This is a genomic window from Jeotgalibacillus malaysiensis (assembly GCF_044789845.1).
In the GTDB taxonomy this organism is placed as follows: Bacteria; Bacillota; Bacilli; order Bacillales; family Jeotgalibacillaceae; genus Jeotgalibacillus; species Jeotgalibacillus malaysiensis_A.
Map to the genome: position 1 here is coordinate 3,114,366 of NZ_CP085252.1, position 24,751 is coordinate 3,139,116.

Annotated in this window: 25 protein-coding genes; 14 read left to right on the top strand and 11 right to left on the bottom strand. The window is 44.8% G+C overall.

Annotated features, from left to right (window positions below):
* Positions 1 to 241: 241 nt before the first annotated feature.
* The 5 genes from LG330_RS16175 to LG330_RS16195 all read left to right on the top strand — a co-directional run bounded on the left by LG330_RS16175 (position 242) and on the right by LG330_RS16195 (position 6,199).
* On the top strand, positions 242 to 1,303 hold the full coding sequence (locus LG330_RS16175; RefSeq protein ID WP_404405649.1) for a carbamoyl phosphate synthase small subunit: 1,062 nt from the start codon (positions 242 to 244) through the stop codon (positions 1,301 to 1,303).
* Complete coding sequence (locus LG330_RS16180) at positions 1,296 to 4,364, top strand: carbamoyl phosphate synthase large subunit (RefSeq protein ID WP_404405651.1); 3,069 nt, start codon at positions 1,296 to 1,298, stop codon at positions 4,362 to 4,364. Before LG330_RS16175 ends, LG330_RS16180 begins: the two co-directional genes overlap by 8 nt.
* Positions 4,361 to 5,302 (top strand): ornithine carbamoyltransferase, encoded by a 942-nt coding sequence (gene argF / locus LG330_RS16185; RefSeq protein WP_404405653.1) that lies wholly within the window; start codon positions 4,361 to 4,363, stop codon positions 5,300 to 5,302. The genes LG330_RS16180 and argF overlap by 4 nt, the downstream gene beginning before the upstream one ends.
* Before the next feature lie 175 nt (positions 5,303 to 5,477).
* Positions 5,478 to 5,948, top strand: coding sequence for a hypothetical protein (locus LG330_RS16190; protein WP_404405655.1), 471 nt, complete (start codon positions 5,478 to 5,480; stop codon positions 5,946 to 5,948).
* A gap of 74 nt (positions 5,949 to 6,022) precedes the next feature.
* Positions 6,023 to 6,199 (top strand): hypothetical protein, encoded by a 177-nt coding sequence (locus LG330_RS16195; RefSeq protein WP_404405657.1) that lies wholly within the window; start codon positions 6,023 to 6,025, stop codon positions 6,197 to 6,199.
* Here the strand turns inward: LG330_RS16195 and LG330_RS16200 are convergent.
* The 3 genes from LG330_RS16200 to LG330_RS16210 all read right to left on the bottom strand — a co-directional run bounded on the left by LG330_RS16200 (position 6,194) and on the right by LG330_RS16210 (position 9,376).
* Entirely contained in the window at positions 6,194 to 7,396 is a 1,203-nt protein-coding gene (locus LG330_RS16200; RefSeq protein ID WP_404405659.1) for a general stress protein, read from the bottom strand. The two genes, LG330_RS16195 and LG330_RS16200, sit on opposite strands and share 6 nt — an antisense overlap.
* Before the next feature lie 306 nt (positions 7,397 to 7,702).
* Complete coding sequence (locus LG330_RS16205; protein ID WP_404405661.1) at positions 7,703 to 8,530, bottom strand: aldo/keto reductase; 828 nt, start codon at positions 8,528 to 8,530, stop codon at positions 7,703 to 7,705.
* A 102-nt stretch (positions 8,531 to 8,632) separates the two neighbouring features.
* The gene (locus LG330_RS16210; protein ID WP_404405663.1) at positions 8,633 to 9,376 is read right to left on the bottom strand and encodes a Cof-type HAD-IIB family hydrolase; all 744 of its coding nucleotides are present in this window, start codon (positions 9,374 to 9,376) and stop codon (positions 8,633 to 8,635) included.
* 419 nt (positions 9,377 to 9,795) lie between these two features.
* Between LG330_RS16210 and LG330_RS16215 the strand changes: the two genes are divergently transcribed.
* The 9 genes from LG330_RS16215 to LG330_RS16255 all read left to right on the top strand — a co-directional run bounded on the left by LG330_RS16215 (position 9,796) and on the right by LG330_RS16255 (position 20,263).
* Positions 9,796 to 10,782, top strand: a complete 987-nt coding sequence (locus LG330_RS16215; protein WP_404405665.1) for a LacI family DNA-binding transcriptional regulator — start codon at positions 9,796 to 9,798, stop codon at positions 10,780 to 10,782.
* A 21-nt stretch (positions 10,783 to 10,803) separates the two neighbouring features.
* Positions 10,804 to 12,126 (top strand): ABC transporter substrate-binding protein, encoded by a 1,323-nt coding sequence (locus LG330_RS16220; RefSeq protein WP_404405667.1) that lies wholly within the window; start codon positions 10,804 to 10,806, stop codon positions 12,124 to 12,126.
* Between the two features lie 402 nt (positions 12,127 to 12,528).
* Positions 12,529 to 13,806 (top strand): carbohydrate ABC transporter permease, encoded by a 1,278-nt coding sequence (locus LG330_RS16225; RefSeq protein ID WP_404409643.1) that lies wholly within the window; start codon positions 12,529 to 12,531, stop codon positions 13,804 to 13,806.
* Between the two features lie 12 nt (positions 13,807 to 13,818).
* Positions 13,819 to 14,640 (top strand): carbohydrate ABC transporter permease, encoded by an 822-nt coding sequence (locus LG330_RS16230; RefSeq protein ID WP_404405669.1) that lies wholly within the window; start codon positions 13,819 to 13,821, stop codon positions 14,638 to 14,640.
* A 177-nt stretch (positions 14,641 to 14,817) separates the two neighbouring features.
* Positions 14,818 to 15,546, top strand: coding sequence for a ThuA domain-containing protein (locus tag LG330_RS16235; RefSeq protein ID WP_404405671.1), 729 nt, complete (start codon positions 14,818 to 14,820; stop codon positions 15,544 to 15,546).
* 3 nt (positions 15,547 to 15,549) lie between these two features.
* Positions 15,550 to 16,572, top strand: a complete 1,023-nt coding sequence (locus LG330_RS16240; RefSeq protein WP_404405673.1) for a Gfo/Idh/MocA family protein — start codon at positions 15,550 to 15,552, stop codon at positions 16,570 to 16,572.
* 9 nt (positions 16,573 to 16,581) lie between these two features.
* Positions 16,582 to 17,619: a Gfo/Idh/MocA family protein gene (locus tag LG330_RS16245; RefSeq protein ID WP_404405675.1), complete on the top strand. Its 1,038-nt coding sequence runs from the start codon at positions 16,582 to 16,584 to the stop codon at positions 17,617 to 17,619.
* A 211-nt stretch (positions 17,620 to 17,830) separates the two neighbouring features.
* Positions 17,831 to 18,799 carry a sugar phosphate isomerase/epimerase family protein gene (locus LG330_RS16250; RefSeq protein ID WP_404405677.1) on the top strand — a complete coding sequence of 323 codons (969 nt, stop codon included), beginning with the start codon at positions 17,831 to 17,833 and terminating at the stop codon, positions 18,797 to 18,799.
* A gap of 633 nt (positions 18,800 to 19,432) precedes the next feature.
* Positions 19,433 to 20,263, top strand: a complete 831-nt coding sequence (locus LG330_RS16255) for an STAS domain-containing protein (RefSeq protein ID WP_404405679.1) — start codon at positions 19,433 to 19,435, stop codon at positions 20,261 to 20,263.
* 34 nt (positions 20,264 to 20,297) lie between these two features.
* Here LG330_RS16255 and gvpU read toward each other — a convergent pair whose 3' ends face one another.
* Genes gvpU through LG330_RS16295 form a run of 8 tightly spaced genes read right to left on the bottom strand, consistent with a single transcriptional unit; the run spans position 20,298 to position 24,748 of the window.
* Complete coding sequence (gene gvpU, locus LG330_RS16260; protein ID WP_404405681.1) at positions 20,298 to 20,675, bottom strand: gas vesicle accessory protein GvpU; 378 nt, start codon at positions 20,673 to 20,675, stop codon at positions 20,298 to 20,300.
* A gap of 19 nt (positions 20,676 to 20,694) precedes the next feature.
* Positions 20,695 to 22,035, bottom strand: coding sequence for a GvpT/GvpP family gas vesicle accessory protein (gene gvpT, locus LG330_RS16265; RefSeq protein WP_404405683.1), 1,341 nt, complete (start codon positions 22,033 to 22,035; stop codon positions 20,695 to 20,697).
* Positions 22,036 to 22,061: 26 nt separating this feature from the next.
* The gene (locus LG330_RS16270; RefSeq protein ID WP_404405685.1) at positions 22,062 to 22,367 is read right to left on the bottom strand and encodes a gas vesicle protein; all 306 of its coding nucleotides are present in this window, start codon (positions 22,365 to 22,367) and stop codon (positions 22,062 to 22,064) included.
* Between the two features lie 15 nt (positions 22,368 to 22,382).
* On the bottom strand, positions 22,383 to 22,667 hold the full coding sequence (locus LG330_RS16275; protein WP_404405687.1) for a gas vesicle protein K: 285 nt from the start codon (positions 22,665 to 22,667) through the stop codon (positions 22,383 to 22,385).
* Positions 22,633 to 22,905, bottom strand: a complete 273-nt coding sequence (locus LG330_RS16280) for a gas vesicle protein (RefSeq protein ID WP_404405689.1) — start codon at positions 22,903 to 22,905, stop codon at positions 22,633 to 22,635. The genes LG330_RS16275 and LG330_RS16280 overlap by 35 nt, the downstream gene beginning before the upstream one ends.
* Before the next feature lie 12 nt (positions 22,906 to 22,917).
* Entirely contained in the window at positions 22,918 to 23,721 is an 804-nt protein-coding gene (locus LG330_RS16285; RefSeq protein WP_404405691.1) for a GvpL/GvpF family gas vesicle protein, read from the bottom strand.
* A gap of 2 nt (positions 23,722 to 23,723) precedes the next feature.
* Positions 23,724 to 23,984, bottom strand: a complete 261-nt coding sequence (locus tag LG330_RS16290; protein ID WP_039811970.1) for a gas vesicle protein GvpG — start codon at positions 23,982 to 23,984, stop codon at positions 23,724 to 23,726.
* A 5-nt stretch (positions 23,985 to 23,989) separates the two neighbouring features.
* Positions 23,990 to 24,748 (bottom strand): GvpL/GvpF family gas vesicle protein, encoded by a 759-nt coding sequence (locus LG330_RS16295; protein ID WP_404405693.1) that lies wholly within the window; start codon positions 24,746 to 24,748, stop codon positions 23,990 to 23,992.
* Positions 24,749 to 24,751: the final 3 nt, after the last annotated feature.

The window sequence follows — 24,751 nt, forward strand, 5'->3', positions numbered from 1 at the left end:
ATTCACACAAATGAATAAAATTACATTATTTTTTATATTTATTCATAAAATCACAGACTTTTACATCTATTGAAGCGTTGATTGAAGTGAAAGGCGGCGACTCCAACGGGATAAAACGGACAGGTGAGACCCCGCAAGCGAAGCTGAGGAGGCTCACCGCCGTTCCCGTGGAAAGCGTCCGCCTGTAACGGAGATCATAAGCGATTACTTAATATCATTTAATTTAAAGGAGGCGGTTCTCATGAAAGGAACGCTGTCACTGTCAAACGGACAGTCATTTGAAGGAGCATGGAAAGGCGCAGTTAAAGACGTACAGGGAGAAATCGTCTTCTTCACCGGAATGACCGGCTATGAGGAAGTGCTGACTGACCCTTCTTACCATGGACAAATCATTGTATTTTCCTACCCGTTGATGGGTCAATACGGTATTCAGGAAGCGAATCTGGAATCAAAGAAAATCCAGCCTGCAGGCATTGTTGTGACTGAACTTTATGAAGGTACGCTCGAGCGTGGTGTTTCACTTTTAGAGTTTGCTGTGATGCATAATGTCCCCATTATGTCCGGCGTGGATACGCGCTCTGTGATTCAGACGATTCGTGAGGACGGAACGATGCAGGCTGTGATGCAGCTTGAAGGAAAGCCGCTTCCTGCCTGGGAGCCGATTCGCACATTTGTCGTGCCACACGTGACTGCAAAGACTGCAGTGACACACGGTGAGGGATCCCCCCATATCGGACTGATTGATTTTGGCTATAAAAAATCAATTTTACAGGCACTGCTTGACCGTGGATGCAAGGTAACGGTCTTTCCTTATACTGTCTCAACGGATGAGTTGATGGATGTTCCTTTAGATGGATTGCTGTTTTCAAATGGACCCGGGGACCCTGCATCTCTAATGCATAAAATTAATGATTACCATGCATGGGCGAATGCGTATCCGACACTTGGCATCTGCCTTGGTCATCAGCTGCTCGCAATTGCATTTGGCGCATCCACTGAGAAGCTGGCATTTGGGCACCGCGGAGCGAATCATCCGGTGATGAACCTGAAAACAAAGCGTGTGAGTATGAGTTCTCAAAATCACAGCTACGTTGTAAAAATGAATTCTATCCCCTCTAATGTGGAGGTTCTTTATACAAATGTAAACGACAGCAGTGTTGAAGGTCTGCAGCACAAGGACCTGCCGCTGTTAACGGTTCAGTTCCACCCTGAAGCTTCACCGGGACCGGCTGAACACCATGAAGTATTTGATGAGTTTTTCAATCTGATTCAACAGGAAAAGAAGGTGTCGCAACATGCCTAAACAGCAGGATATTAAAAAAGTATTAGTGATCGGTTCAGGTGCCATTGTGATCGGGCAGGCTGCCGAGTTTGATTATTCAGGTACGCAGGCGTGTACCGCCCTTCGTGAGGAAGGCATTGAAGTCATTTTAATTAACAACAACCCGGCGACGATTATGACAGATGAAACGACTGCGGATCGCGTCTATTTTGAGCCGCTGACAGTCGAAAGTGTAAAAGACATCCTTGAAAAAGAAAAGCCGGATGGCCTGCTTGCAACAGTTGGCGGCCAGACTGGACTGAACCTTGCGATGGCGCTGACAGACCAGGGCATTCTTGAAGCGAATGGTGTGAAGCTGCTTGGTACTGATATTCACTCGATTAAAAAAGCAGAGGATCGTGATGCTTTCCGTTCGCTGATGAAGGAACTGAATGAACCGGTACCTGACAGTGAGATTATTTACAACGAAAAAGAAGCACTGGCTTTCGCTGATTTTTGCGGTTACCCGATCATCGTCCGTCCTGCTTACACACTTGGTGGGTTTGGCGGCGGTATTGCCAAGGATGAAAAAACATACTTAACACTTGTGAAACAGGGACTTTCAGCAAGTCCAATTCATCAATGTCTTGTTGAGAAGAGTATTGCAGGCTATAAGGAAATTGAATATGAAGTGATGCGTGACGCTTCCGGCACCTGCATTACGATTTGTAATATGGAAAACCTTGATCCTGTTGGTGTGCACACAGGAGATTCAATCGTGACAGCACCGAGTCAGACGCTGCACGATAAGGAATACCATATGCTCAGAACGTCTTCCATTAAAATTATTGAAGCGCTTGGCATTGTCGGCGGGTGTAACATCCAGTTCGCCCTTCACCCGTCAAACGGCGAATACTTCCTGATTGAAGTGAACCCGCGTGTGAGCCGCTCATCAGCACTTGCGTCAAAAGCAACGGGCTATCCGATTGCGCGTCTCGCTGCAAAACTGGCAGTCGGTTATCACCTGCATGAGCTGAAAAACCCTGTGACCGGCACGACATTTGCAAGCTTTGAGCCGGCACTTGATTATGTGACGGTTAAAATACCGCGCTGGCCATTTGACCAGTTCAGCGATGCGAACCGCGAGCTTGGCACCCAGATGAAAGCAACGGGTGAAGTCATGGCGATTGAACGTTCAATCGAAGCGGCGTTCCAGAAAGCAATCCGTTCACTCGATCAGAAAATTGACGGTCTCTTCCTCCCTGCTTTGTCAGCACTTGAAACACAGGAGCTTGAAGCGCTTGTCAAAGAACCGGATGACCGCCGCCTGTTTGCAATTTTTGAACTGTTGAAAAGAGGTATTTCCACAACAACACTTCACAATTGGACGAAGATTTCGCTTTATTACCTGTCTGTATTGTCACGACTTGTGAAAGCCCAGCTTGCTTATGAAGATCTCGCCTGGCTTGAAGTAACGAAAGAGAAAATGCTTGAGGCGAAAAAGCTTGGTTTTACAGATAAGCAGCTTGCCGCTTGCTGGAACGTTCCCACTTCTTTGATAAAAGAGCAGCGTCAAAAATGGAACATCACACCTGCTTACCGTATGGTAGATACGTGTGCTGCTGAGTTTGAAGCAAAGACAAACTATTTTTACTCAACGTGGAGCGGCAGTTCAGATGACCGCAAGAGTAAAAAACCGAAAGTCGCTGTCATCGGTTCAGGACCGATCCGTATCGGCCAGGGAATTGAATTCGACTACTGCTGCGTACACAGCGTGCTTGCTCTTCAGAAAATGGGCTATGAAGCAGTGTTGATCAACAATAACCCTGAAACAGTGAGTACAGATTACGAGGTGGCAGATGCGCTTTATTTCGAGCCGCTATGTGCTGAAGACATTATGAATGTGCTTGAATTTGAAGGCATTAATGCTGTTATTGTTCAGTTTGGCGGACAGACTTCGATCAATGTCGCAAAAGAGCTTGAAGGTGCCGGTTACCACCTCCTTGGCTCATCGTCAGACATTCTTGATGAGATGGAAGACCGTGACCGTTTTTATACTTTCCTGAAAAATGCAGGACTGCCCGTGATCCCTGGCTTCACTGCCAACCAGCCCGCTGAGGTGTGGCAGGCTGCAGATGACCTGAGTTACCCAATCCTGCTCCGCCCTTCTTACGTGATCGGCGGAAGCGGCATGATGAAGCTGAACAGCGATGAGGAGCTTGAAGCCTATTTAGCTTCAGCACAGATCGAATACCCTGTGCTTGTTGATAAATTCATTCAGGGGAAAGAAGCTGAAGTGGATGTCCTGTCAGACGGTAAAAACGCCTGGGTTGCAGCTGTCTATGAACACATTGAAGGTACCGGCGTGCATTCAGGTGACAGTATTGCGGTTACACCGCCGCTTTCACTGTCCGCTTCCATGCTTGATCAGGTATGTGATACAGCTGTTCATATCGCTAAAAGCCTTGACTTTAAGGGTTTATTCAATATCCAGTTTGTCTGTCAGGATAGTGGTTTATATGTGATTGAGATTAACCCGCGTGCATCAAGAACCGTACCAATCAGCAGTAAATCAACAAATGTACCGCTTGTCCAGCACGCAACTTCTCTGATGCTTGGAAAGAACCTGAATGATCTTGGTATTTCACAGTCATTCAACGGTCAACGAGGCTTTACTGTAAAAGCACCGGTGTTCTCTCACATTAAGCTGCCAGGTCTTTCTCCCGAACTGACACCTGTGATGACATCTACCGGTGAAGTCATGGCGTCAGACAGAGACCCTGAAATCGCAATGAAAAAAGCATTATCAGGTGCGAGTCAGCAACTTGCTGACCTGTGGAACGGCGGCAGTATTTTTATTACCAACCATTTTGAAACCGCACTGATCAAATCGTGGCAGGAAAAAGGATTTCTTGTATTTACGCCGGAAACGTTAACGTTTGATCAGTGGATGGACCGTGACGATAAAAAAGCTGTGATTTCTCTTGAAGCGGATCCTTCAGTGATCAGAACGGCGTCGATCCACAGACTTCACGTCTGGACGAGAAAAGAAACGGCTGAAGCATTCTTCAGTACGCTTCCCAAAAAAGGAGTTTTCGTATGAATATGCTCATTCCCACGCTTCAGCATAAGGATTTGCTGACGTTAAGAGACTATACATCAAATGAAATATTAGAGCTGATTGAATTTGCCGCTGAACTGAAAAAGCCTGAGAACAAGCACCTTCCCCTTTTGCAGGGAAAGGTGCTTGGGATGATTTTTGAAAAGTCATCGACCCGTACACGCGTCTCATTCGAAGCGGGTATGCTCCAGCTGGGTGGACACGCGATGTACCTGAGCACGAGAGATATTCAGATGGGACGCGGCGAAACCATTGCTGATACAGCACGCGTGCTCTCAGGTTATCTCGATGGCATCATGATCCGCACATTTGCTCAGGAGACTGTGCAGGAGCTTGCTGAAAACAGTTCAATCCCTGTGATTAACGGCCTGACAGATGACTATCACCCTTGTCAGACGCTCGCAGATTTACTGACTGTCTATGAAACGTTCGGTTCGTTTAAGCATAAAAAGATGGCATATATCGGAGACGGGAATAACGTTGCACATTCCCTCATGATCGGTGCTGCTAAAACAGGAATGCACTTCACGCTCGCCTGCCCTGCCGGCTATGAGCCTGACGCTGAAATCCTTGCATACGCACAGGCTGAAGGCGCAAAAACCGGCGCTGATATCATCGTGACGCATGATCCGGTCCAGGCTTCAACAGGCGCACATGTCATCTACACTGATGTCTGGGCAAGCATGGGGCAGGAATCTGAACAGGTTGAGCGACTGCAGGCATTCGAAGGCTTCCAGGTCAATGAACAATTAACTGCACATGCAGAACCGGATTATATTTTCATGCACTGCCTCCCTGCCCACCGCGAGGAAGAAGTGAGCACAGCCGTACTTGAAGGTCCGCATTCAGTTGTTTTCCGGGAGGCTGAAAACAGATTGCATGCACAAAAAGCGCTGTTGGTTGCGTTGATGGGGAAATAAGATTACACGAATCAATTTCATATGGTTTAAATTGCACTTCATGCGTTTAAAGGATGGTTTCCTACATGCATGAAGTGCTTTATCGTGCAAAGCAATTAAAATCATACGAATATGGTGAACTCAGTTCAATATGCTATAATAAACGGCATGAATCAATGGAACGGAGGCAGACGTAATGCTGACTTTTGAAGAGAAGCTTAAAATTATTGAATCATTTAAAGAATTAACACGGCACAACGTTTCACTCGGACGGGTTAATTTTCACTTTGAAGGAAGCATCCGTGAGAAAAAAACGGTTGTCTATCACCTTCATCCTAACGGAAATGGCTTTGTCTACACGGCCCACCTGAATGACTATCCTTCTGACTCAAAAGGAATGACGAATATCCGTGACTGCAGCGAAGAGGATTTGCGGAGTCTTATCGCAGCTTCTATCGATTCACTTCTGACTGAGGAACTCGCAGACTTTGAACCCTTTAGTGATGAGCCATGGGTGAATGCAAATGGTCAGGAATTGATTTTAACGCGTGAGGATGCTGACACATGGAGCGTGTACGCTGACGATATGCTCGATGGCATTTTCACCACATATGATGAAGCCGCTTCTTATCTGGATCAGGAAGGCTTTTCGAAAAAAACGCGCTGATGGCGCGTTTTTTGTTTGTGTTTTTTGGGGGCGTAGTTCAGTAGATTATGTGTGATGTTTGGGAGATTACATGCATGGTTCAGGAGATTAACCCTGGTGTCCGTGAAATTACACTGGTGCTTCAGGAGATTTCTTCTGCCGTTCCTGAAATTGGGTCATTTGACCTCCCCTCCTCTCTCCCACACCCAACAACAAAAAACCCAAAGCAAGCATCTCTGCTCACTCCGGGTCTCTGCATACTCGTATTATAAACGATCCTTATTTCTAAAATGATTTTCTTCCATTAGTAACCGTCGTTCTTTTTCTTCTTTATCAAGCGCAGGGTCATGTGACGGCTTGGCGCGGTCACGATCACGCAGTGTGCTTTCTTCGCCAGGATGCTCCTGATGCGCATGATCATTTGGATTCTGCTCTGAGATATCCTCCTGCCCACGCAGGCGTCCTTTACTGTCAGCCTGTGCTTTCACATCCTTGTTACTGTTTGACTGACTTTTGTCTACCCATACTGACTCCTGACCATCCACAACACGGCGATTATTATGAGAACCGCCATGCTCTTCCGGTGGTTCAACCTCTTCATGACGGTGTTTACCTGACGGATCACCCTGATAGTTCGGCTGATCAGGTCTTACCTGACCACGCGGTGTGCCGGCATCTACTGCATCTGGTGAATATTCTTCACCATGGCCGCCGCCATACTGTTGTTTGTCATGCTCAGAAGGCTCCAGGATTTTTCCCTCGTCATCCGGGGCACGATATTCTCTTGCGTCCTCATCATGATCGTCCGCTGCTGCAGCATCTTTGTGATTTGTATGATTTGGCGTTCCCTGCTCTTCAGCACGGATCAGATCTTCTCTGCTATCGTTTACCGGCTGAGTCGGCTCCGGGTTATCGATGTTTGGATCCACGTAGCGGTCACGATCACCAAGTGCTTTTTCATGATCCACGCCAGCTGTGTTTTGATCCGTTTGTTCAGCAAGAGGTCTTCCGGCACCCTCAGCAGCTGATGTATGAGTATTCTCTTGTTCATTCGTAAAATTTGTTCCGCTCACCTTATGGTCTGCACGCGAATCCGGATCAAGCCCCCCGGCTGCCGGGCTAACATAATCATCATTATCATCTGCGTAAGCATTATCCGCATATAATAAAAATGCGCCATTTCTTACTTCATCGTAATAGCGTTCTGCATCCTGCTTATCCATTCCCATCCGGTCAAATGCTTCCCTTACTGAAGAATCGCCGGCGACAAATGCTTTAAACTTGTCCCACCAGTTTCCTTCTACAGCTTCAATATCGGCATCTGTGCGTCCTCTGACAAGTGACAGTTCATCTTTATCACGGGCTACAACGTACATATCGCTTTCTTTATATCCCTGGAGCTTCAAGTCTTCGATCTTCTTTAAAACGTCCTGCTCAGAATGAAATGTTTCAACAAATGTTTTTGACATGGTATTTCCTCCTTAGGGTCGTTCTAATTTTTCAGCATAGTTTGGAAATACCCTGTCTTTTAATGATTAAAACAACTAGAGGCGTATCGTAATGGTAAATACTGATATTTACCTACTATTTGTAATATTTGTTATATAACCATTTCACTGTGTCTTGGGCTGGCGCTTTCCATGATGGGGCCGTGAACCCCTCCACTTAGCTATCATGAATGATTAACACGTCAAACTTCTATATAATTACTTTCTCAAAATAACTTTATCCATAAAAAAACCGGAAGCACTCGAGCTCCCGGGTCTATCAGTCAATCACTCTTTATGCATTTCATTTGGATGCGGGCCTTTGCGTTCACCGCGGTCCAGATCGTTGATGCTCTTCAGTTCATCGGCAGTCAGCGCAAAGTCGAATACGTCAAAGTTTGATTCGATACGTGATGGTGTGACTGACTTTGGAATGACGATGCTACCTGACTGGAGGTGCCAGCGAATAACCACCTGTGCCGGCTCTTTTCCATATTTTTCAGCGATGTTGCGGATGATGTCGTCTTCGAGGACTTCTCCACCCTGCATTAGCGGGCTCCATGCTTCAAGGAAGATATCATGCTTTGCACAGAATTCCTTCAGTTCAAGCTGTGCTAAGTATGGATGGCACTCTACCTGATTTAATACAGGTTTCACTGTACACTCATCCAACAGGCGCTGAAGGTGTTCAATTTCAAAATTACATACGCCGATTGCTTTTACTTTACCGTCTTCATAAAGCTTTTCGAGTGCTTTATATGTTTCGATGTATTGATCTTTTTCAGGCATAGGCCAGTGAATCAGGTAAAGGTCTACGTAATCAAGTCCAAGCTTTTCAAGGCTCGCTTCAAGCGCCTGAAGTGTACTGTCATAGCCCTGATCTGCATTCCAGACTTTTGTTGTGATGAACAGCTCTTCACGCGGTACGCCTGACTCACGGATTCCCTGTCCGACTGCCTCTTCATTTTTATAAATCATTGCTGTGTCAATTGAACGGTATCCTGTTTCAATTGCTTTTTTTACTGCATCTACACCTGTCTGATGGTCTTCTACCTGCCATACGCCAAGTCCAATTTGAGGCATTTTCAGCCCGTTGTTTAATGTTACGATATCCATGCTTAAAACTCCTCTCGAAATTGAAAATTCAGATTAAGTATATACATGTACTTTCGTAAAGTCACATTCTATGTTATTTCCGATTCCGAAAGAAATAAACCATTATTTGAGCACAAAGCGCCTGATCGCTTCTGCCACGCCATGATCCTCATTCGAATGGGTAACCCAGTCAGCTGCTTCTTTCACTACATCCTGAGCGTTTTCCATTGCAACACCGATCCCTGATTCTCTAATCATCGCAAGATCATTCAGACTGTCACCAACGGCCATTACCTGGTCCATCTGAATGTTCAGGCGCTTACAGACTTTACGGATCGCTGCTGCTTTATTGATACCTGCAGCGTTTACTTCTATATTAGTCAGGCTCGAATTCGTCACTTCAAGTTCCTGACGTTTTGTGAGCTCTTCCCAAATGGATTTCCTTACTTCGTCATCTTTTATGTCAAAGCCGAATTTCAACCACTGATAGTCATGAATGTTTTTTGGAAATGTGGTGTTTTTATTCCACACGCCCTCTACTGTTGATGACCAGTAATGCGTATCATGCTTCAGTGCCATCTCCAGCATAAATTCAACGTGAGAAGACTCGATCATTGTGCGCTCGATCAACTCGCGATCCGGATTCCAGATCTCCCCGCCATTCACTGTGATGAGATAAGTTGACAGCTTTAGTGAATCAACAATTTCCTCTGCGTATAAAAGTGGACGGCCGGTACTGACCATGACTGCCTTCCCCTGCTCCTGTGCTTTTTTAATCGCTGCTCTGTTTTCTTCAGAAACGCTGTGATCATTTCTCAGAAGTGTGCCGTCCATATCCAGCGCAATCAGTTGTATATCGTTTTTCATGTGGATCTCCTTCCAAATCTGCTGTTTATAAGTATAGACGCTTCTCCGGTTATAATCGACCAAAACCCTTTGTGAATCAGCATTTACGAATAGTATTTCGCTCCCCAAAATACTATTAGCGTAATAATATTTCAAAAGATGTATAGACAAGAATGCGCTTTCATGGTTTTATAGTGTTAGCCCTTTACCTCCCACCATTTATTAAAAAGGAATACATATGAAATCTTCTTTTAAAGGTAGTTACGCCTATTTAATCCAATGATAACCATTTCAATTGTGATTTATTTTCAGAATAAAAAGAATATTAAGAATTTTTTTATTTGGTATTGAAATCGATTTCATAATGTTATATGATTTAGTCGTGAAAACGATTTCATACGACTTCACAATTGGGGGTGTTCCTATAGGAGGGTTAGCGCGTGTACACCATTAAAGATGTGGCGTTAAAAGCTGGGTTGTCACAGACTACCGTATCAAGGGTAATCAATAATCATCCGTACGTCAGCGAGGAAAAAAAGCAGGCTGTTCAAAAAGCGATGGAGGAACTTGGATATGTACCGAACTCCTCTGCACAGAGATTACGCAATATAAAGACAAAGAAAATTGCGGTACTGATCTCAAGAATCGTGAATCCCTTTTTCAGCCAGCTGGTCGATGCGATGGAACAGAATGCAGCCAGACATGGGTATCAGCTGATTTTATGTAATACAAGAATCAGCCCTGAAAAAGAATTGGAATATTTTCAGCTGCTTCAATCCAAGCAAGTCGACGGCATTATTCTGGCAGCAGCCGAAAACAAGTGGGAAGCAATTGCGCCCTACACCAAATACGGCACTGTCATTTACTGTAATGAATATGATCCCGATGCAACAGTCACGAGAGTCCGTCTCGACCAGATAAAAGGCGGATACATTGGTACAAAGCACTTACTCGACAAAGGACACAGGAAAATCGGATACTGCCAGGGGAATGACAGCAGCGTTTCTGTCAATCGAAGAAAAGGTTATTTGAAAGCGATTACAGAAGCCGGAATCGAACCAAATCCGGCCTGGATGTTTAAGGACGTCTTCACTGTTGAGAATGGAAGAGAGATTTTCAGACACATTGCCACAATGGATGACCCGCCCACTGCATTCTTCACTGGAAGCGATGAAGTAGCGGCAGGAATGATTAAGGAAGCCCAGCTGAATGGCTGGTGCGTCCCGGACGATCTTGCAGTTGTCGGATTTGATGATCAGCCCATTGCAACGCTGATGGATCCGCAATTCACAACGATTAACCAATTCACTTCTGACATTGGCGAAAAAGCAATGGAAGTCATGCTTGAAATTATTGAAGGAAAACGTGAAAACAAGGCAGAAGATATTCTTCTTCCTTTGGAATTAATTGAAAGACAATCAACTTAAAAACTAAGGGGGCTTTACTTTATGAAACTTTGGAACAAAAAAGTTGCCGGTGCTACTGTTTTAACAATGAGCTTACTTCTTGCTGCATGTAGCGGAGACGACGAATCAACGGATACTGGCACAGACACTGGCGGAGATACTGGCGGGGATGAAGGTACTGAGGAGCAGGAACAAGTCACGATCACTTACGCTGCCGGGGTTGACGTAACAGGTGCAACGGACATTCTGATTGAAGAGTTCGAAGCGCAAAACCCTAACATTACGGTAGAATATCGTGAAATGCCTGCTGATACAGGCGCTTCTCATGACCAGTATGTAACGATGTTCAGTTCGCAGGATGCTTCAATTGATGTATTTGACGCAGATGTAATCTGGCCGGCTGAATTTGCCCAGGGTCAATACGCACTTGAGCTTGACCGCTTTATTGAAGCAGATGGCATTAACATGGATGACTACTTCCCTGGTACGGTTGCATCAGGTCAGTTTAACGGCCGTCAGTATGCAATGCCGAAATTTACAGATGCCGGGCTGCTTTACTACCGCACTGACATTGTAGAAGAGCCGCCTACAACATGGGACGAACTGATCACAATGGCTGGCGAGCTTCAGGGTGAAGCAGGAACTGAGTTCGGCTACCTGATGCAGGCGAATCAATATGAAGGAATGGTAACAAACGCAATTGAGTTCATCGCTTCTCACGGTGGACAGGTTGTAAATGAAAACAACGAAGTCGTTGTTAACAGCCCTGAGACAATTGCCGGAATCCAGACAATGATCGACATTGTTAACTCTGAATTCGTACCAAGCAATATCTTAAGCTTCCAGGAAACTGAAACAAACAACGCATGGGTTGGCGGACAGGCAGTATTTGCCCGTAACTGGCCTTACATGCAGTCAACTTCAGCTGACGAAGAAGCATCTGAAGTTGCAGGTAACGTAGGATTCGCAACACTTCCTGAAGGGGATGCAGGAAGCGCAGCAACACTTGGCGGATGGATGACAATGATCAACCGTTACTCTGAAAACCAGGAAGCTGCTTGGGAATTCGTTAAATTCATGACTGGGGCAGAAGGTCAGACGATCAGTGCAGTTGAAGGTGGACGTGCTCCAACAATCGAAGCACTTTATGACGAGCCTGAAGTTCAGGAAGCTGCAACACTATTTGCTAACGAGCAGTTCGTTGAAACACTTCAAAACGCTGTACCAAGACCAGTAACGCCGATCTACCCACGTATTTCTGACATCATGCAGGTTCAGCTTTCACAAGCACTCGCTGGAGACATCACAGCTGAAGAAGCTGCAGCAAACATGCAGGAAGAAATGGAAGCAGCAATGGCTGAGTAAAAGCGGAAGGCGCTTGTTCAGCTGCGACAAGCATAAGACGCGGAGCGAAAAAGGGCGCACTTTCCCTTTATCGCTCAGTGGCTTATGACTCGAGCAGCTAGCGCCTGGAGCTGGATATCAGTAAAAGCGGAAGCAGGCGTTCAGGTCCGACTAGCATAAGGCGCAATGAGAGAAATGGGTGACCTTTCCCATTTACTCATTGTGGCTTATGACTCGAGGACCTGCCTGCTGGAGCTGGATATCAGTAAAAGCGGAAGGCGCCCGTCTAGCAGGCGCTGAATGACAACAGGACGAAGGGGGGGTGTTTTTCACCTCCCCTTCTGTTGATTCAAAAACATTCTATGAAAAAAGTAGGTGAAACCGTTGAAGTTTCAATTGAACGAAAAGCAGCTTGGTTATGTAATGGTCGCGCCCGCTCTGATTCTCGTCATCCTCGTTACACTTTGGCCGGTTGCGCAGTCATTTTACAACAGTTTATTTGATTACCGTCTGAATGACCCTTCCAGATCTGAGCGTTTTCTCAGTTCGAATGTGGACCTTGAGCGTTATGCGAATGACTATTTTTACTTATCAAGAGATTTAGAAGCTTTAGAAGGTCAGTCACCTGATCCTGAAGACGGGGCCGCTGCCGCAGAGATCAGCCAGCAGTTTGAAGCTTATCATGCTGAACTTTTAGAAATGGATGGTCTTTCAGAGCAGTATGAAGAAGTTGAAGGTATGCTAGCTTCTTTCACAGCGATCTCTGACCGTGATTTAAAATATGCTTCAGTTGAAAATGACTGGGCAGAAGATTTCAAAGCATTTTTAGATGACGCAAGTGAGCAGCTGTCAACAATTGCTTCAGACTCTGAAGATGAAGCCTTTTCTTCCACAGCTGGTAACGTGGCAGGTTCTCTTGATTCAGTTAACACTGCTGTGATCGAATCCAACTTTATCGGGTTCAGCAACTACCAGCGTTATCTGACAGATGGCCGTATGTGGCAATCAATGAGTAACACGATGCTCTTTACAGTCGTATCAGTATTTGCAGAGCTTGTACTCGGTCTGATGATCGCCCTTCTGATTAACCGTGCATTCATCGGACGCGGAATTGTCCGTGCTTCTGTACTGATTCCATGGGCAATCCCGACAGCGGTGGCCGCAATGATGTGGGGCTTCCTGTATGACGGACAGACAGGTATCGTCGCCCACTACTTTGAACAGTTTGGATTTATTGACGATGCGTCTGTACTTTTATCTACAGGTGCAGGTGGTATGTTCTCCGTTATCTTCGCAGATGTATGGAAAACGACGCCTTATATGGCACTACTATTACTAGCAGGGCTGCAGACGATTCCAGGCTCACTGTATGAAGCGGCTGAGGTGGATGGTGCCGGTAAATGGCAGCAGTTCTGGAAAATCACACTGCCACTGTTGAAATCATCAATTCTTGTTGCTTTGTTATTCCGTACGCTGGATGCTTTCCGCGTATTCGACCTGATCTTCGTACTGACAGGCGGCGGACCTGCAAACTCAACGGAATCAATTTCAATTTACGCTTACATTACCCTATTCTCTCAATCTAACTTTGGGGCAGGTTCAGTATTATCAGTCATCGTATTTATTTCAGTAGCGATTATCTCAACACTGTTTATCAAATTCATCGGGTCGGATTTGTTTGCCGGCAAAACGGGTCGATAAGGAGGAATCAAGATGAACAAACGTGCAGGAATAGGCTTTTATGTTTTTCTCGTCGTGTTTGTATTTTTCGTGATGTTCCCTTTCATCTGGGTTTTCCTCACGTCGATCAAACCGCCGGGTGAAATTTTCAATAACTTTAACTGGTTTACATCAAATCCGTCTATCGCTTCCTATGAAAATGCGGTCACGAATCGTCCACTATTCAGATATATGTGGAACAGTTTCGTCGTTTCAACACTGACTACATTAATTGCGATTGGATTCGCTTCGATTGCTGCATACGCACTGACGCGTCTGCCGATCAGATTTAAAGGCGTGATCCTGGGTATCATCCTGGCAGCATCGATGTTCCCGCAGATTGCGATCATCTCACCAATCTATAACTTTGTTACTGCTGTTGGTCTTCGTAACAGCTATATGGGACTTGTGATTCCGTATATTACGGTTTCCCTCCCTCTTGCAATCTGGATTCTCGCAACCTTCTTCCAGAAGATTCCGTGGGAGCTTGAAGAATCAGCTAAGCTGGACGGGGCATCTCCTTTCCAGACATTCAGAAAGATTATTTTCCCGCTGGCAGCACCTGGCGTATTTACAACAGGTATCCTTGTCTTCATCGCAGCGTGGAATGAATATTTATTTGCCTTAACGATCAATACATCAGATGAATGGCGTACAGTTCCGGTTGGGATCTCGTTCTATCAGAGTCAGTTCACGATTCCGTGGGGAGATATTTCAGCTGCGACTGTTATTGTAACCATTCCTATTGTTATACTGGTATTGATTTTCCAAAGAAGAATTGTTGCCGGACTGACTTCAGGCTCTGTAAAAGAATAGTGAGTGTGCCGGGTCCCAATGAGGTCCCCGGCCCTCTTCGTGATTGAAGTTGAAGGAAGCGGTACAAATATATTCTTCTAAGCTGTTAAATCTGTTAAAGTAGAGGAAGCGGTTGCATATACAACCTTCCCTATTTTGAAAGTGTTTACAGTGATAAATAAAGGAGTGTTTAATGATATGAACGTTACAGTATGGAATGAATTTAGACATGAAAAGAAGCATGATGCAGTCAAGGAAATTTATCCTGATGGCATCCACCGCGTAATTGCGGATGCGCTTACTGAACACGGCTATGACGTGAAAACGGCTACATTAGATGAGCCTGAGCATGGTTTAACAGAAGACGTACTAAATAACACAGACGTTCTTTTATGGTGGGGTCACCTGGCGCATGACGAGGTTGATGACGCGATTGTTGAAAAAGTACAAAAGCGTGTATGGGAAGGCATGGGGCTGATTGTCCTTCACTCTGCTCACTTCTCAAAAATCTTCAAACGTCTGATGGGTACGGGCTGTGATTTAAAATGGCGTGAAGCGAATGAGCGCGAGCGTCTATGGGTTGTTGATCCGAGTCACCCGATTGCTGATGGTATTGGAGAGTATATTGAGCTTGATGAAGAGGAAATGTATGGTGAGCATTTTGATATTCCTGCACCGGATGAGCTGATTTTCCTCAGCTGGTTCCAGGGTGGAGAAGTATTCAGAAGTGGTGCAACGTTCAAGCGTGGAAACGGAAAGATCTTTTACTTCCGTCCAGGTCATGAAACTCACCCGACTTACCATAACAAACAGATCCAGCGGGTCATTGCAAACGGCGTAAAATGGGCAGCTCCGACAAAGCGTGACTACCCTGTTTACGGAAATGCAAAGCCGATTGAAAAGCTTGAAGGATACAAGGAGGACTAATCAATGGCAAAATTAAAAGTTGGTGTTGTAGGTGCCGGAAGTATTGCAAAGCACCGTCACCTTGCAGAATATGCAGCAAACAAAAATGTAGAAATCGTCGCAATTTGCGATATCAATGAAGAACGCGCAAAAGAAATGGCTAAAAAATTCGGTGCTGCGCAAACGTTTACAGACTATAAGGACCTTGTGAAGCAGGACCTTGATGCAGTCAGCGTCTGCACGCCGAACTACCTTCATGCACCAGTATCAATTGCTGCACTTGAAGCCGGCAAACACGTATTATGCGAAAAGCCGATGGCAACAAGCGAGCAGGAAGCAGATGATATGATCGCGGCTGCCAAAAAAGCTGGCAAGCTTCTGATGATCGGTCATAACCAGCGTTTCGTTGCATCCCACCAGAAGGCACAAGAGTGGATTGCTTCAGGTGAACTTGGTAAAGTCTACAGCTTCCGCACTGCATTTGGACATCCTGGCCCTGAAGGCTGGAGTGCTGACGGAAAAGACAGCTGGTTCTTTAACAAGGATGAAGCATTTATCGGCGCAATGGGTGACCTTGGCGTACACAAAACTGACTTAATCCGCTACATACTAGGCGAAGAAATGACAGAAGTAGCGGCGATGGTCGAAACGAGTGCAAAAGAAAACACTGATGTGGATGACAACGCCGTACTCGTATTGAAAACAGAAAGTGGTATTATCGGCACGCTTGCTGCAAGCTGGTCTTATGTTGCAGAAGATAATGCAACGGTCATTTATGCAGAAAAAGGTGTCCTTCGCCTTGAAGACGATCCTGAATATTCAGTTGTCCTTCAAAAAGCGGACGGCACTAAAGAAGAACTTTCACTTGGAAAGATTCAGTCAAATGATGAAGGCGGTCAGGTTTCTACTGGTGTGATCGATCATTTCGTAGACTCAATTCTTTCAAACAAGCAGCCATTGATCGATGGCGAAGAAGGTAAACGTTCTCTGAAAGTCATCTTAGGAGCACTTGAATCTAACAAATCCAAACAGATTGTAAAGCTGTAGGTGATCAATATGGATAAATTAAGAATTGGCATCATTGGAGTCGGAGGCATCGCGGTATCGCGGCACCTCCCCTCCTTTCTTGCGTTAGGAAACGATGTAGATGTAACGGCAGTGTGTGATGTAAATGCTGAGCGCGCGAAAACCGTGGCGAGAGATTACCAGATTCCTTATCATACTGATGACTATCATAAAATCTTTGATAAGGTGGATGCAGTAACAATCTGTACGCCAAATAAATTTCATGCTGAGATTGCAATTGCTGCACTTGAAGCAGGTAAACATGTGCTATGCGAAAAGCCTATGGCGATGACAACTGCAGAATGTAAGGCAATGATTGAAGCATCTGAAAAAGCAGATAAAGTACTGATGATCGCTTATCATTACCGTCATACAAAAGAAGCTGTGGCAGCTAAACGCTTTATTAACGCTGGTGAAATTGGCCGTCCGCTTGTGTCACGCGCACAGGCAATCAGACGACGTAAGGTACCTGGCTGGGGCGTATTTACAAACAAAGACCTGCAGGGTGGCGGAAGCCTGATTGACTTTGGCTGTCACTTCCTTGATCTTGCGCTTCATCTGATGGACTTCCCTGAAATTGCGGAAGTATCCGGCGCAACTTACAATGAGCTAAGCCGTCAGGATGATGTTGTAAACCAGTGGGGCAAATTTGACCCGACAACATTTGAAGTCGACGACCATGCAACTGCTTATATTAAATTCAAGGATGGCGCGACCCTGTTATTTGAAACGTCATGGGCAGCCAACCTGGCAGATGATCAGGAAACGGTCACTGTATCCGGTACAAAAGGCGGTCTGGATGTCTATCCGCTTAAGCTTTATCAGGCTAAATACGGTATGCTGCTTGATCAGGAAGCCTACTGGATTTCAGATGATGAAAACCCTGGACTCCCTCAAGCCTACAACTTCCTTGAAAGCTGCCGCGGCAACCAGCAGCCGCTTGTGAAGCCTGAAGAAGCAATGATCGTATCCAAGGTGATTGAAGCGATTTATGAAAGCAGCGAGACTGGGAAATCGATTAGGTTTTAATCTTTCTTAAATTGGCTGATGAGTTCCGCTTCAGGGGGACGCTTTCCGTGGCCGGGCGGTGAGCCAGCAGGCTGCGCCATGCTCTGTCTCACCTGTCCCTTCCTGCCACAGGAGTCGCCCCCTTTCGCTTCACTCATCAGCAGTGCAGGTACATGAATCGATATTCACAAATCAAAACTCTAAATATATTTGTATACGGAGGTAAATTAATATGAAGTTAGGTGTATTTGCAGTATTATTTGCACAAAAACCATTTGAAGAAATGCTTGATTATGTAAAAGACTCAGGTCTGGATTCAGTTGAAATCGGCACAGGCGGATACCCTGGGAATGACCACTGCCCGATCGATGAGCTGCTTGATGACGAAGGAAAGCGTGAAGAATACCTTGAAAAAGTAACATCACGCGGCCTGACAATCAGCGCATTCAGCTGCCACGGTAACCCTGTGAGCCCTGATGCAGCTTTCGCAAAAGAGAGTGACGAAGCACTTCGCAAAACGATCAAGCTTGCAAAACTGTGCGGCGTTCCTGTCGTGAACACATTCTCAGGTACACCAGGTGCCGACGCTGACGCGAAGCATCCAAACTGGCCCGTTGCACCATGGCCAAATGAATATGGTGATATTCTGAAATGGCAGTGGGAAGAAAAACTAATCCCATACTGGAAGGAAATCGCTGAAATCGCAAAAGAAGCTGACGTAAAAATCGGTCTTGAACTGCACGGCGGATTCTCAGTCCACACACCATACACAATGTTGAAACTACGCGCGGCAACAAACGAATATATCGGCGCAAACCTTGATCCGAGTCACTTATGGTGGCAGGGGATTGACCCGGTTGGTGCGATCAAAATTCTTGGAAAAGAAAATGCAATCCATCACTTCCATGCAAAAGACACGTATATCGATCAGGACAATGCAAACATGTATGGCCTAACTGACATGCAGACATATGACAACATTCAGACGCGTGCATGGAGCTTCCGTTCAGTTGGCATGGGTCACTCTGCAGACGAATGGGGCCGCATCATCAGCGCACTGCGCACATACGGCTACGACCACGTTGTCAGCATCGAGCACGAAGATCCAATCATGAGCATCGAAGAAGGCTTCCAGCGCGCAGTACAGACGCTGAAGTCAGTGAACATTAAAGAACAGCCGGCTGATATGTGGTGGCTGTAAGAAAAGCGGAAGCAGGCGTTTAGGTCCGACAAGCATAAGACGCAAAGTGAAAAAGGGCGAACTTTCCCTTTATCACTTTGTGGCTTATGACTCGAGGACCTGCCTGCTGGAGCTGGACACCAAGAAAAGCGGAAGGCGCTTGTTCAGCTCCGACAGGCATAAGACGCGGAGCGGAAAACGGGTGAACTTCCCGTTTACCGATGCGTGGCTTATGTCCCGAGGAGCTAGCGCCTGGAGCTGGACAATGTAGAAAAGCGGAGACGAGCGGTTAGACCCGACAAGCATAAGACGCACTGAGAGAAATGGGTGACTTTTCCCATTTTCTCAGTGTGGCTTATGACTCGAGGGGCTGCGAGTCGGAGCTGGATCTCGAAAAACCTTTCTCAGACATCGTCTGCAGGAAGGTTTTTTATAAAAACGATATAGGTCAAATTACACTAAGTGGCGAACATCATCCGTTAAGTGTCGAACATGCCTGGTTTAGTAGCGAACAGACCATGTTTAGTTTCGAATATCACCCTTCATGCAGCGAACAAGACAGGCTGAACACCGAACCACCCGAATCCCCTCCCCCCATATAGCCAAAAACCGCTCAATACAGTAAAATAAAATCAAAAAAAGGTGTGAAATGCTTTGCCTCATCTTATAAAGTTTGCAGAATACGTAAATAGTCATAAAACTGAGATGGCTGTAGAGATTGTGGATGCAGTCATTGAAAGAGCTGGCCTTAAGATTTCGGCTGACGAACGTGATAATGCGATAGGAATGTATAAAGACTTCCTGACCTTTTTGGGTGACATTGCTGAACAGCACAGAACAAGTGCGCCTGTTGCTTTGATTAACTGGAGCAAGGAAAATGCAGCAATGCAGGTAGCAGCAGGCGGTAAAATTTCTGAGATCATTGTCCGCTATCAGCCAACCCGTGAAGTGTTTATCGAGGTGGTCAATGAGATTGGAGAACAGTTAAAGCTTTGTATTAAAGAACAATCTGAAATCATTAAAAAGGTTGACCTTTTACTGGATACAAGTCTGAATGAAACAGTATTTGCTTATGAAGCCATGACAGAGCGGATGGAAGAGCGTTATCAGGAAGAGGCGGCCCGTCTTTCTGCGCCGATTGTACCGGTAAAAGAAGGTGTCGTTGTGCTGCCATTGATCGGTGAAATGACAGCTTTTCGCGCAAAGTATATTTTAGAGAATGTACTTCCTGAGCTCTCAGGATCAGACATTACGCATGCGATTATTGACTTTTCAGGTATTACTCCGGTAGAAATTGAAGTCGCACAATATTTAAATCAGATGAAGGGAATGCTGCAGCTGCTTGGCGTACAGGTGCTTGCGACAGGCTTCAGGCCTGACACGGTCAAGTCTATTGTAAATAGCGGGCTTGTAGATTTTAAGAGCATGAGAGCATTTACGACAGTAAAACAGGCGCTTGATAGTCTGGAAAAAGTAAGTGTATAAGAAAACAGAGCACCCATAACCGGGTGCTCTGTTTCTATTTTGAAGTGCCTGAAGAGATTTTACCAAGGAAAAATCCATCTACTTCATCAAGCTTTCCACGCCAGAGAATTTTCCCTTTTGATGGTGTGGCTTTGCTGTCACCATTATAGATTTTCGTATCCTTCAGATGAATAAAGTTAGCCTCTGATCCGGCATTGGACTCAGCATTTTCACCTGTTTCAGATAGCTGTTCTGCCAGCTTTTCAGCTACTTCATTGCCTTCAGCAAATTCTTCACTTAACGTTTTGAAGTATTCTCCCGCAGATATCATCGTTCCCGTTACGACAGCTCCATTTACATTCAGACTTACATCAAGTGTGAATTCATACTTATTTGCTGCCTGTACAAACGATTCCAGTACATTATCCTTCATCTTCACTGCCCCTCCCCGACTATGATTTCGTATCGTCGTTACTTGAAACGGTTGTACCGCCTGTTTTCTTTGTTGTACTCTTCTTTGCTGGTGCACGTTTCTTTCTTGGCTTACTTTTAGTGCTTGTGCTTTTAGCTGGTGTTTTCTTAGCTGTTGATTTTTTTGCTGGTGTTTTCTTTTTGTCGTCTTTTTTATCTTCTTTTTCGTCTTCGTTTTCTTCGTCTTTCTTATCTTTCTTTGTTTTCTTATCTTCTTTCTGGTCGTCTACTTCCTCGTCTTCACCGCTATCTTCTTTTTTGTCTTCGTCATCATCTTCACTTTCTTCTTCATCTTGCTCATCTTTCTTTGCTTTCTTATCTTCTTCCTCTTCTACTTCCTCATCTTCATCGCTGTCGTCCTTATCTTCTTCATCCTGCTCTTCGTCTTCTTCGTCTTCTTCGTCTTCTTCATCTTCTTCATCTTCATCGTCTTGATCGTCGTCATCGTTATCTTCAGTATCATCGCCATCGCCATCGCCATCGCCATCGTAATCTTCATCATCTTCAGCATCATCGTAGCTGTCTTCATCATCTGAAGTTTCTTTTTCATCCTTCTCGTCTTCGCTCACTTCGTTGTCATTCTCAAACTCATTGTCTTCTTCATCGTCCTCGTCTTCATCTTCGTCATCACTCTGACTTTCAGCGAGCTGAGCAATCATTTTCTCCAGGCTGTCGAGTCTCTTTTGTACATCATCATTTGCGTCTTTACCTTTTTTCTTTCTCTTTCTCTTTTTCTTTTCTTTTTTTACTTCTTTGTCATCCATGTTTTCAAGCTTGTCTTTATTTTTTTCTTTATCCTGATCCTCATCATCCTCGTCGTCTTCTACGTCTGGTTCGTCACCCTCAGCAATCTGAGAAATCATTTTTTCAAGTCGATCGAGTCTCTTATTTACATCGTCATTCGCGTCTTTACCTTTTTTCTTTCTCTTTCTCTTTTTCTTCTCTCTTTTTACTTCTTTGTCATCCATATTTTCAAGCTTGTCGTCATTATCATTGTCATCGTCTTCACCGTCAACATCTTCCTCATAATCATCGTCTTCATCTTTTTCTCTGCCAAATAGATTTTTCGCAGAATTTTTAATAGAATCAGTGGTTTTTTTAGATTTTTCTTTAGCTGCCTGAGTAATATCAGAGCTTTTTGATTTTAACTTGTCAGCATCCAGACCGCTGATGATTCTCTTGCCGTTTTGGGGTGTCGCAAGGTAACCAATTGAAGCACCAAGTAATCCGCCTGCGATTGAGCGGCCGATTGTACTTTTGCTCTTCCCTGAAGATGCTTCGTCATTGTTTTCCTGACCGTTTACTTTTGTCTCATCTGCCATATCCGTTTCCTCCTGTTATGCTAATGTTATTTAGCTTCTAATTTATTTTCGAGCGCCTGTAATCGTTCTCTCAATTCTTTATTTTCCTGTTCAATTGCTTTAGTGTTTTGATCAATTGCTTTAGAGCTTAAGTAAGGATCAGATTCCCACCAGTCAAGACCTATTTCCTTTGCCTTATCCACTGATGCAACGATGAGTCTGATTTTAATTGTGATCAGTTCAATATCAGCGATCCCAACTGTAATATCTCCAGCAATCACGACCCCTTTATCAAGCACTTTCTCAAGGACATCCACAATCGTACTTGATTGCATATTATGTTCAACTGCCATTAGGTAACCTCCTGTTTAAAGCAGACTTCCGAGCGGACCGAGATCGATATTCAGATCTTCCGCTTCTAACCCGAACACTTCTCTTAGCTCTTCCATTTTTTCTTCAAGATTCATGAGTGCTTCTCCAAGTCTCTCGATTTCTTCATCAGACAATGTACCGCCTTCCACACGACGGATCGCGTGGCGTTCTATGATTTGTCTGAGCAGCTCGACGACTGTGAGAACGAGCTGGGCAAGCCCGTGCTCTGCTTTATCCGGATCGAGATTAATCTTTCCGCTTGTAGGATTGACCTGTTGCATCTATAAGCGCCTCCTTTTGCATATCGAATTGCGCTGATGTAACTGTTTTACCTTCAGCCTGGGCCTGAACGAGTGATTCTACTGATGCAACGAGCAGTCTCAGATCAAGGTAAACAAGATCAATTCCTGCAATGGAAATAATGAGATCTGCTTTAATTGCTACACCTTTATCAAGAATGACATCGAGAATATCGATCAGTGCAATTTCTTTATTTTCTATATCATCTCTCAGTGACATTGTATGTCATCCTCACGTTTGGAAACTTGAAAAATGGTAAGCAGGCCATGGACCGGATGCTTCGAGCTGCCATCCTGCTTCCTTCATTTCCTGATCATAGGACTGCACTTCTTCAAGAAATCTTTCCACATCTTCTTTTGAAATTAAGTACACGCTGTTCCAGGTCATTTTTTTATCAGCACCGGTGACTTCACTGCTCCAGGTACGCTTCACATTCCCTTTTAGTACGAGCTTTTTCAATGCCTCATGTACTTGTTCGCTCACCCGGTTCTTTTCTTCTTCAAGCTCAGTTTCCACCAGCTTATCGAGTTTTTTCAGTTCAAAAAACTGCTTGCCTTTTGAAAGCTGGCTGATTTCCCCGCGCTTTTCCTCTATAACCGGATTACTTTTACTGACCTGTTCTTTTAGCGTTTGATCATCACAATAGATTTTAAGATTCCATTCTTCATTGCCTTCTAGCAGGTCAAAGATGTCATTCATTTTTGACTCATTTTCAATAAGTGTCTGCTTCAAGCTGTCCTCACTTTTATAGATTGTGCTGAATTTTAATGGAATGACTGTATACAGCTTTGAAAGCGCGAGCACCGTTTCATGATGGTGAAACGCTTTCTCCTGAAGCCATTGCATATCATTTTCAACTTTATCCTTCAGCACATCCTCGTTATAGCTCTCTGCATTGAGCGCGCAAATGACAGCAGTAATGGATCCCGCCTGAATCGTGTGCAGCTTCCCTTCACCGTCAAATCCTGTCAGGTCAGGCAGTGTATTCATTTCTTTCGATGGAACACACGCATATAAATAAAGCAATTCCCCCATAATCACCCTTCTTTCTTTTCAGTCATCCGCTCCCACTGTTCGATTTCACGCTGTTTTGCGATTTCGTAACGGATGAGGAGCTCTTCTTCTTTTTCCTGATAGACTTCTTCAGGAATTTCTTCAAGCTCATACATCATTTGAAGCTGGATCAGCTTTTGCTGAATTGTATTTAAATCATACAGTTCCTTATCTGCTTCTTCTTTTACTTTTTCACCGATTTTGATCACCATGTTAATCGGTGCCGATACCAGTTTATGAATCACGGTTATCAGCCGTCCTCCACTGTTAATTTGATGTTAACAAAGTTATAAGCCGCCCACGGCCCGCTGTAGCTGAAGTCAAGCCTGTCCTGCCACTTATCATGGATTTCATTAACCTTTTGATCAAATGCCTCTTCTTTGTCACGGTCGATTAAAAATGCTGCATTCAACAGCATCTTTTCACTGATCGGATCATTCTTTTTTGATGCAACTGCAATGTCATTCAGCGGCTCAAACATCTCTCTTTCTATTTCCTTTTGCAGAGATTTAAAGAGATTCTGAGCAGCACCGCCAAGCTTAATCCGGTCATAATACGCAGCAGCTTCAGACTTTCCTGCAGTTGATTTCTGCGCCTTACTGATTTCAGGATTTTCCCTCGCCTGCCGCTCAAGCCATTCCTGCTTGCCGATCGCTTTTAAACCGACTTCGATTTTTCCTTTAATCTCGGGGAAAAGCTTGGCAAATTGCGGATACAGGTTCTCAAGCAGTACAGCTACATCATCATCTGTTTTAAAAACGTTTCCAAAGCTGACCGGGATGACTGTATCATTTTGCTCCATCACCTGTGATACGACCTTCTGATGCATCATCAGGTTGTCTTTTTTCGGATGATAAATCTTCATTGGCGCTTTAGCAGCTACCATGGCTGCATCTTTATAATGAATTGTATATAATTCGCGTTTTTCACCCTCAAGCTCTATTGAAAGGCCTTCGATCGGCTTTTCTGACTGAATCCCGCAAAATATATAAGTACCTGTCTCACTCATGAC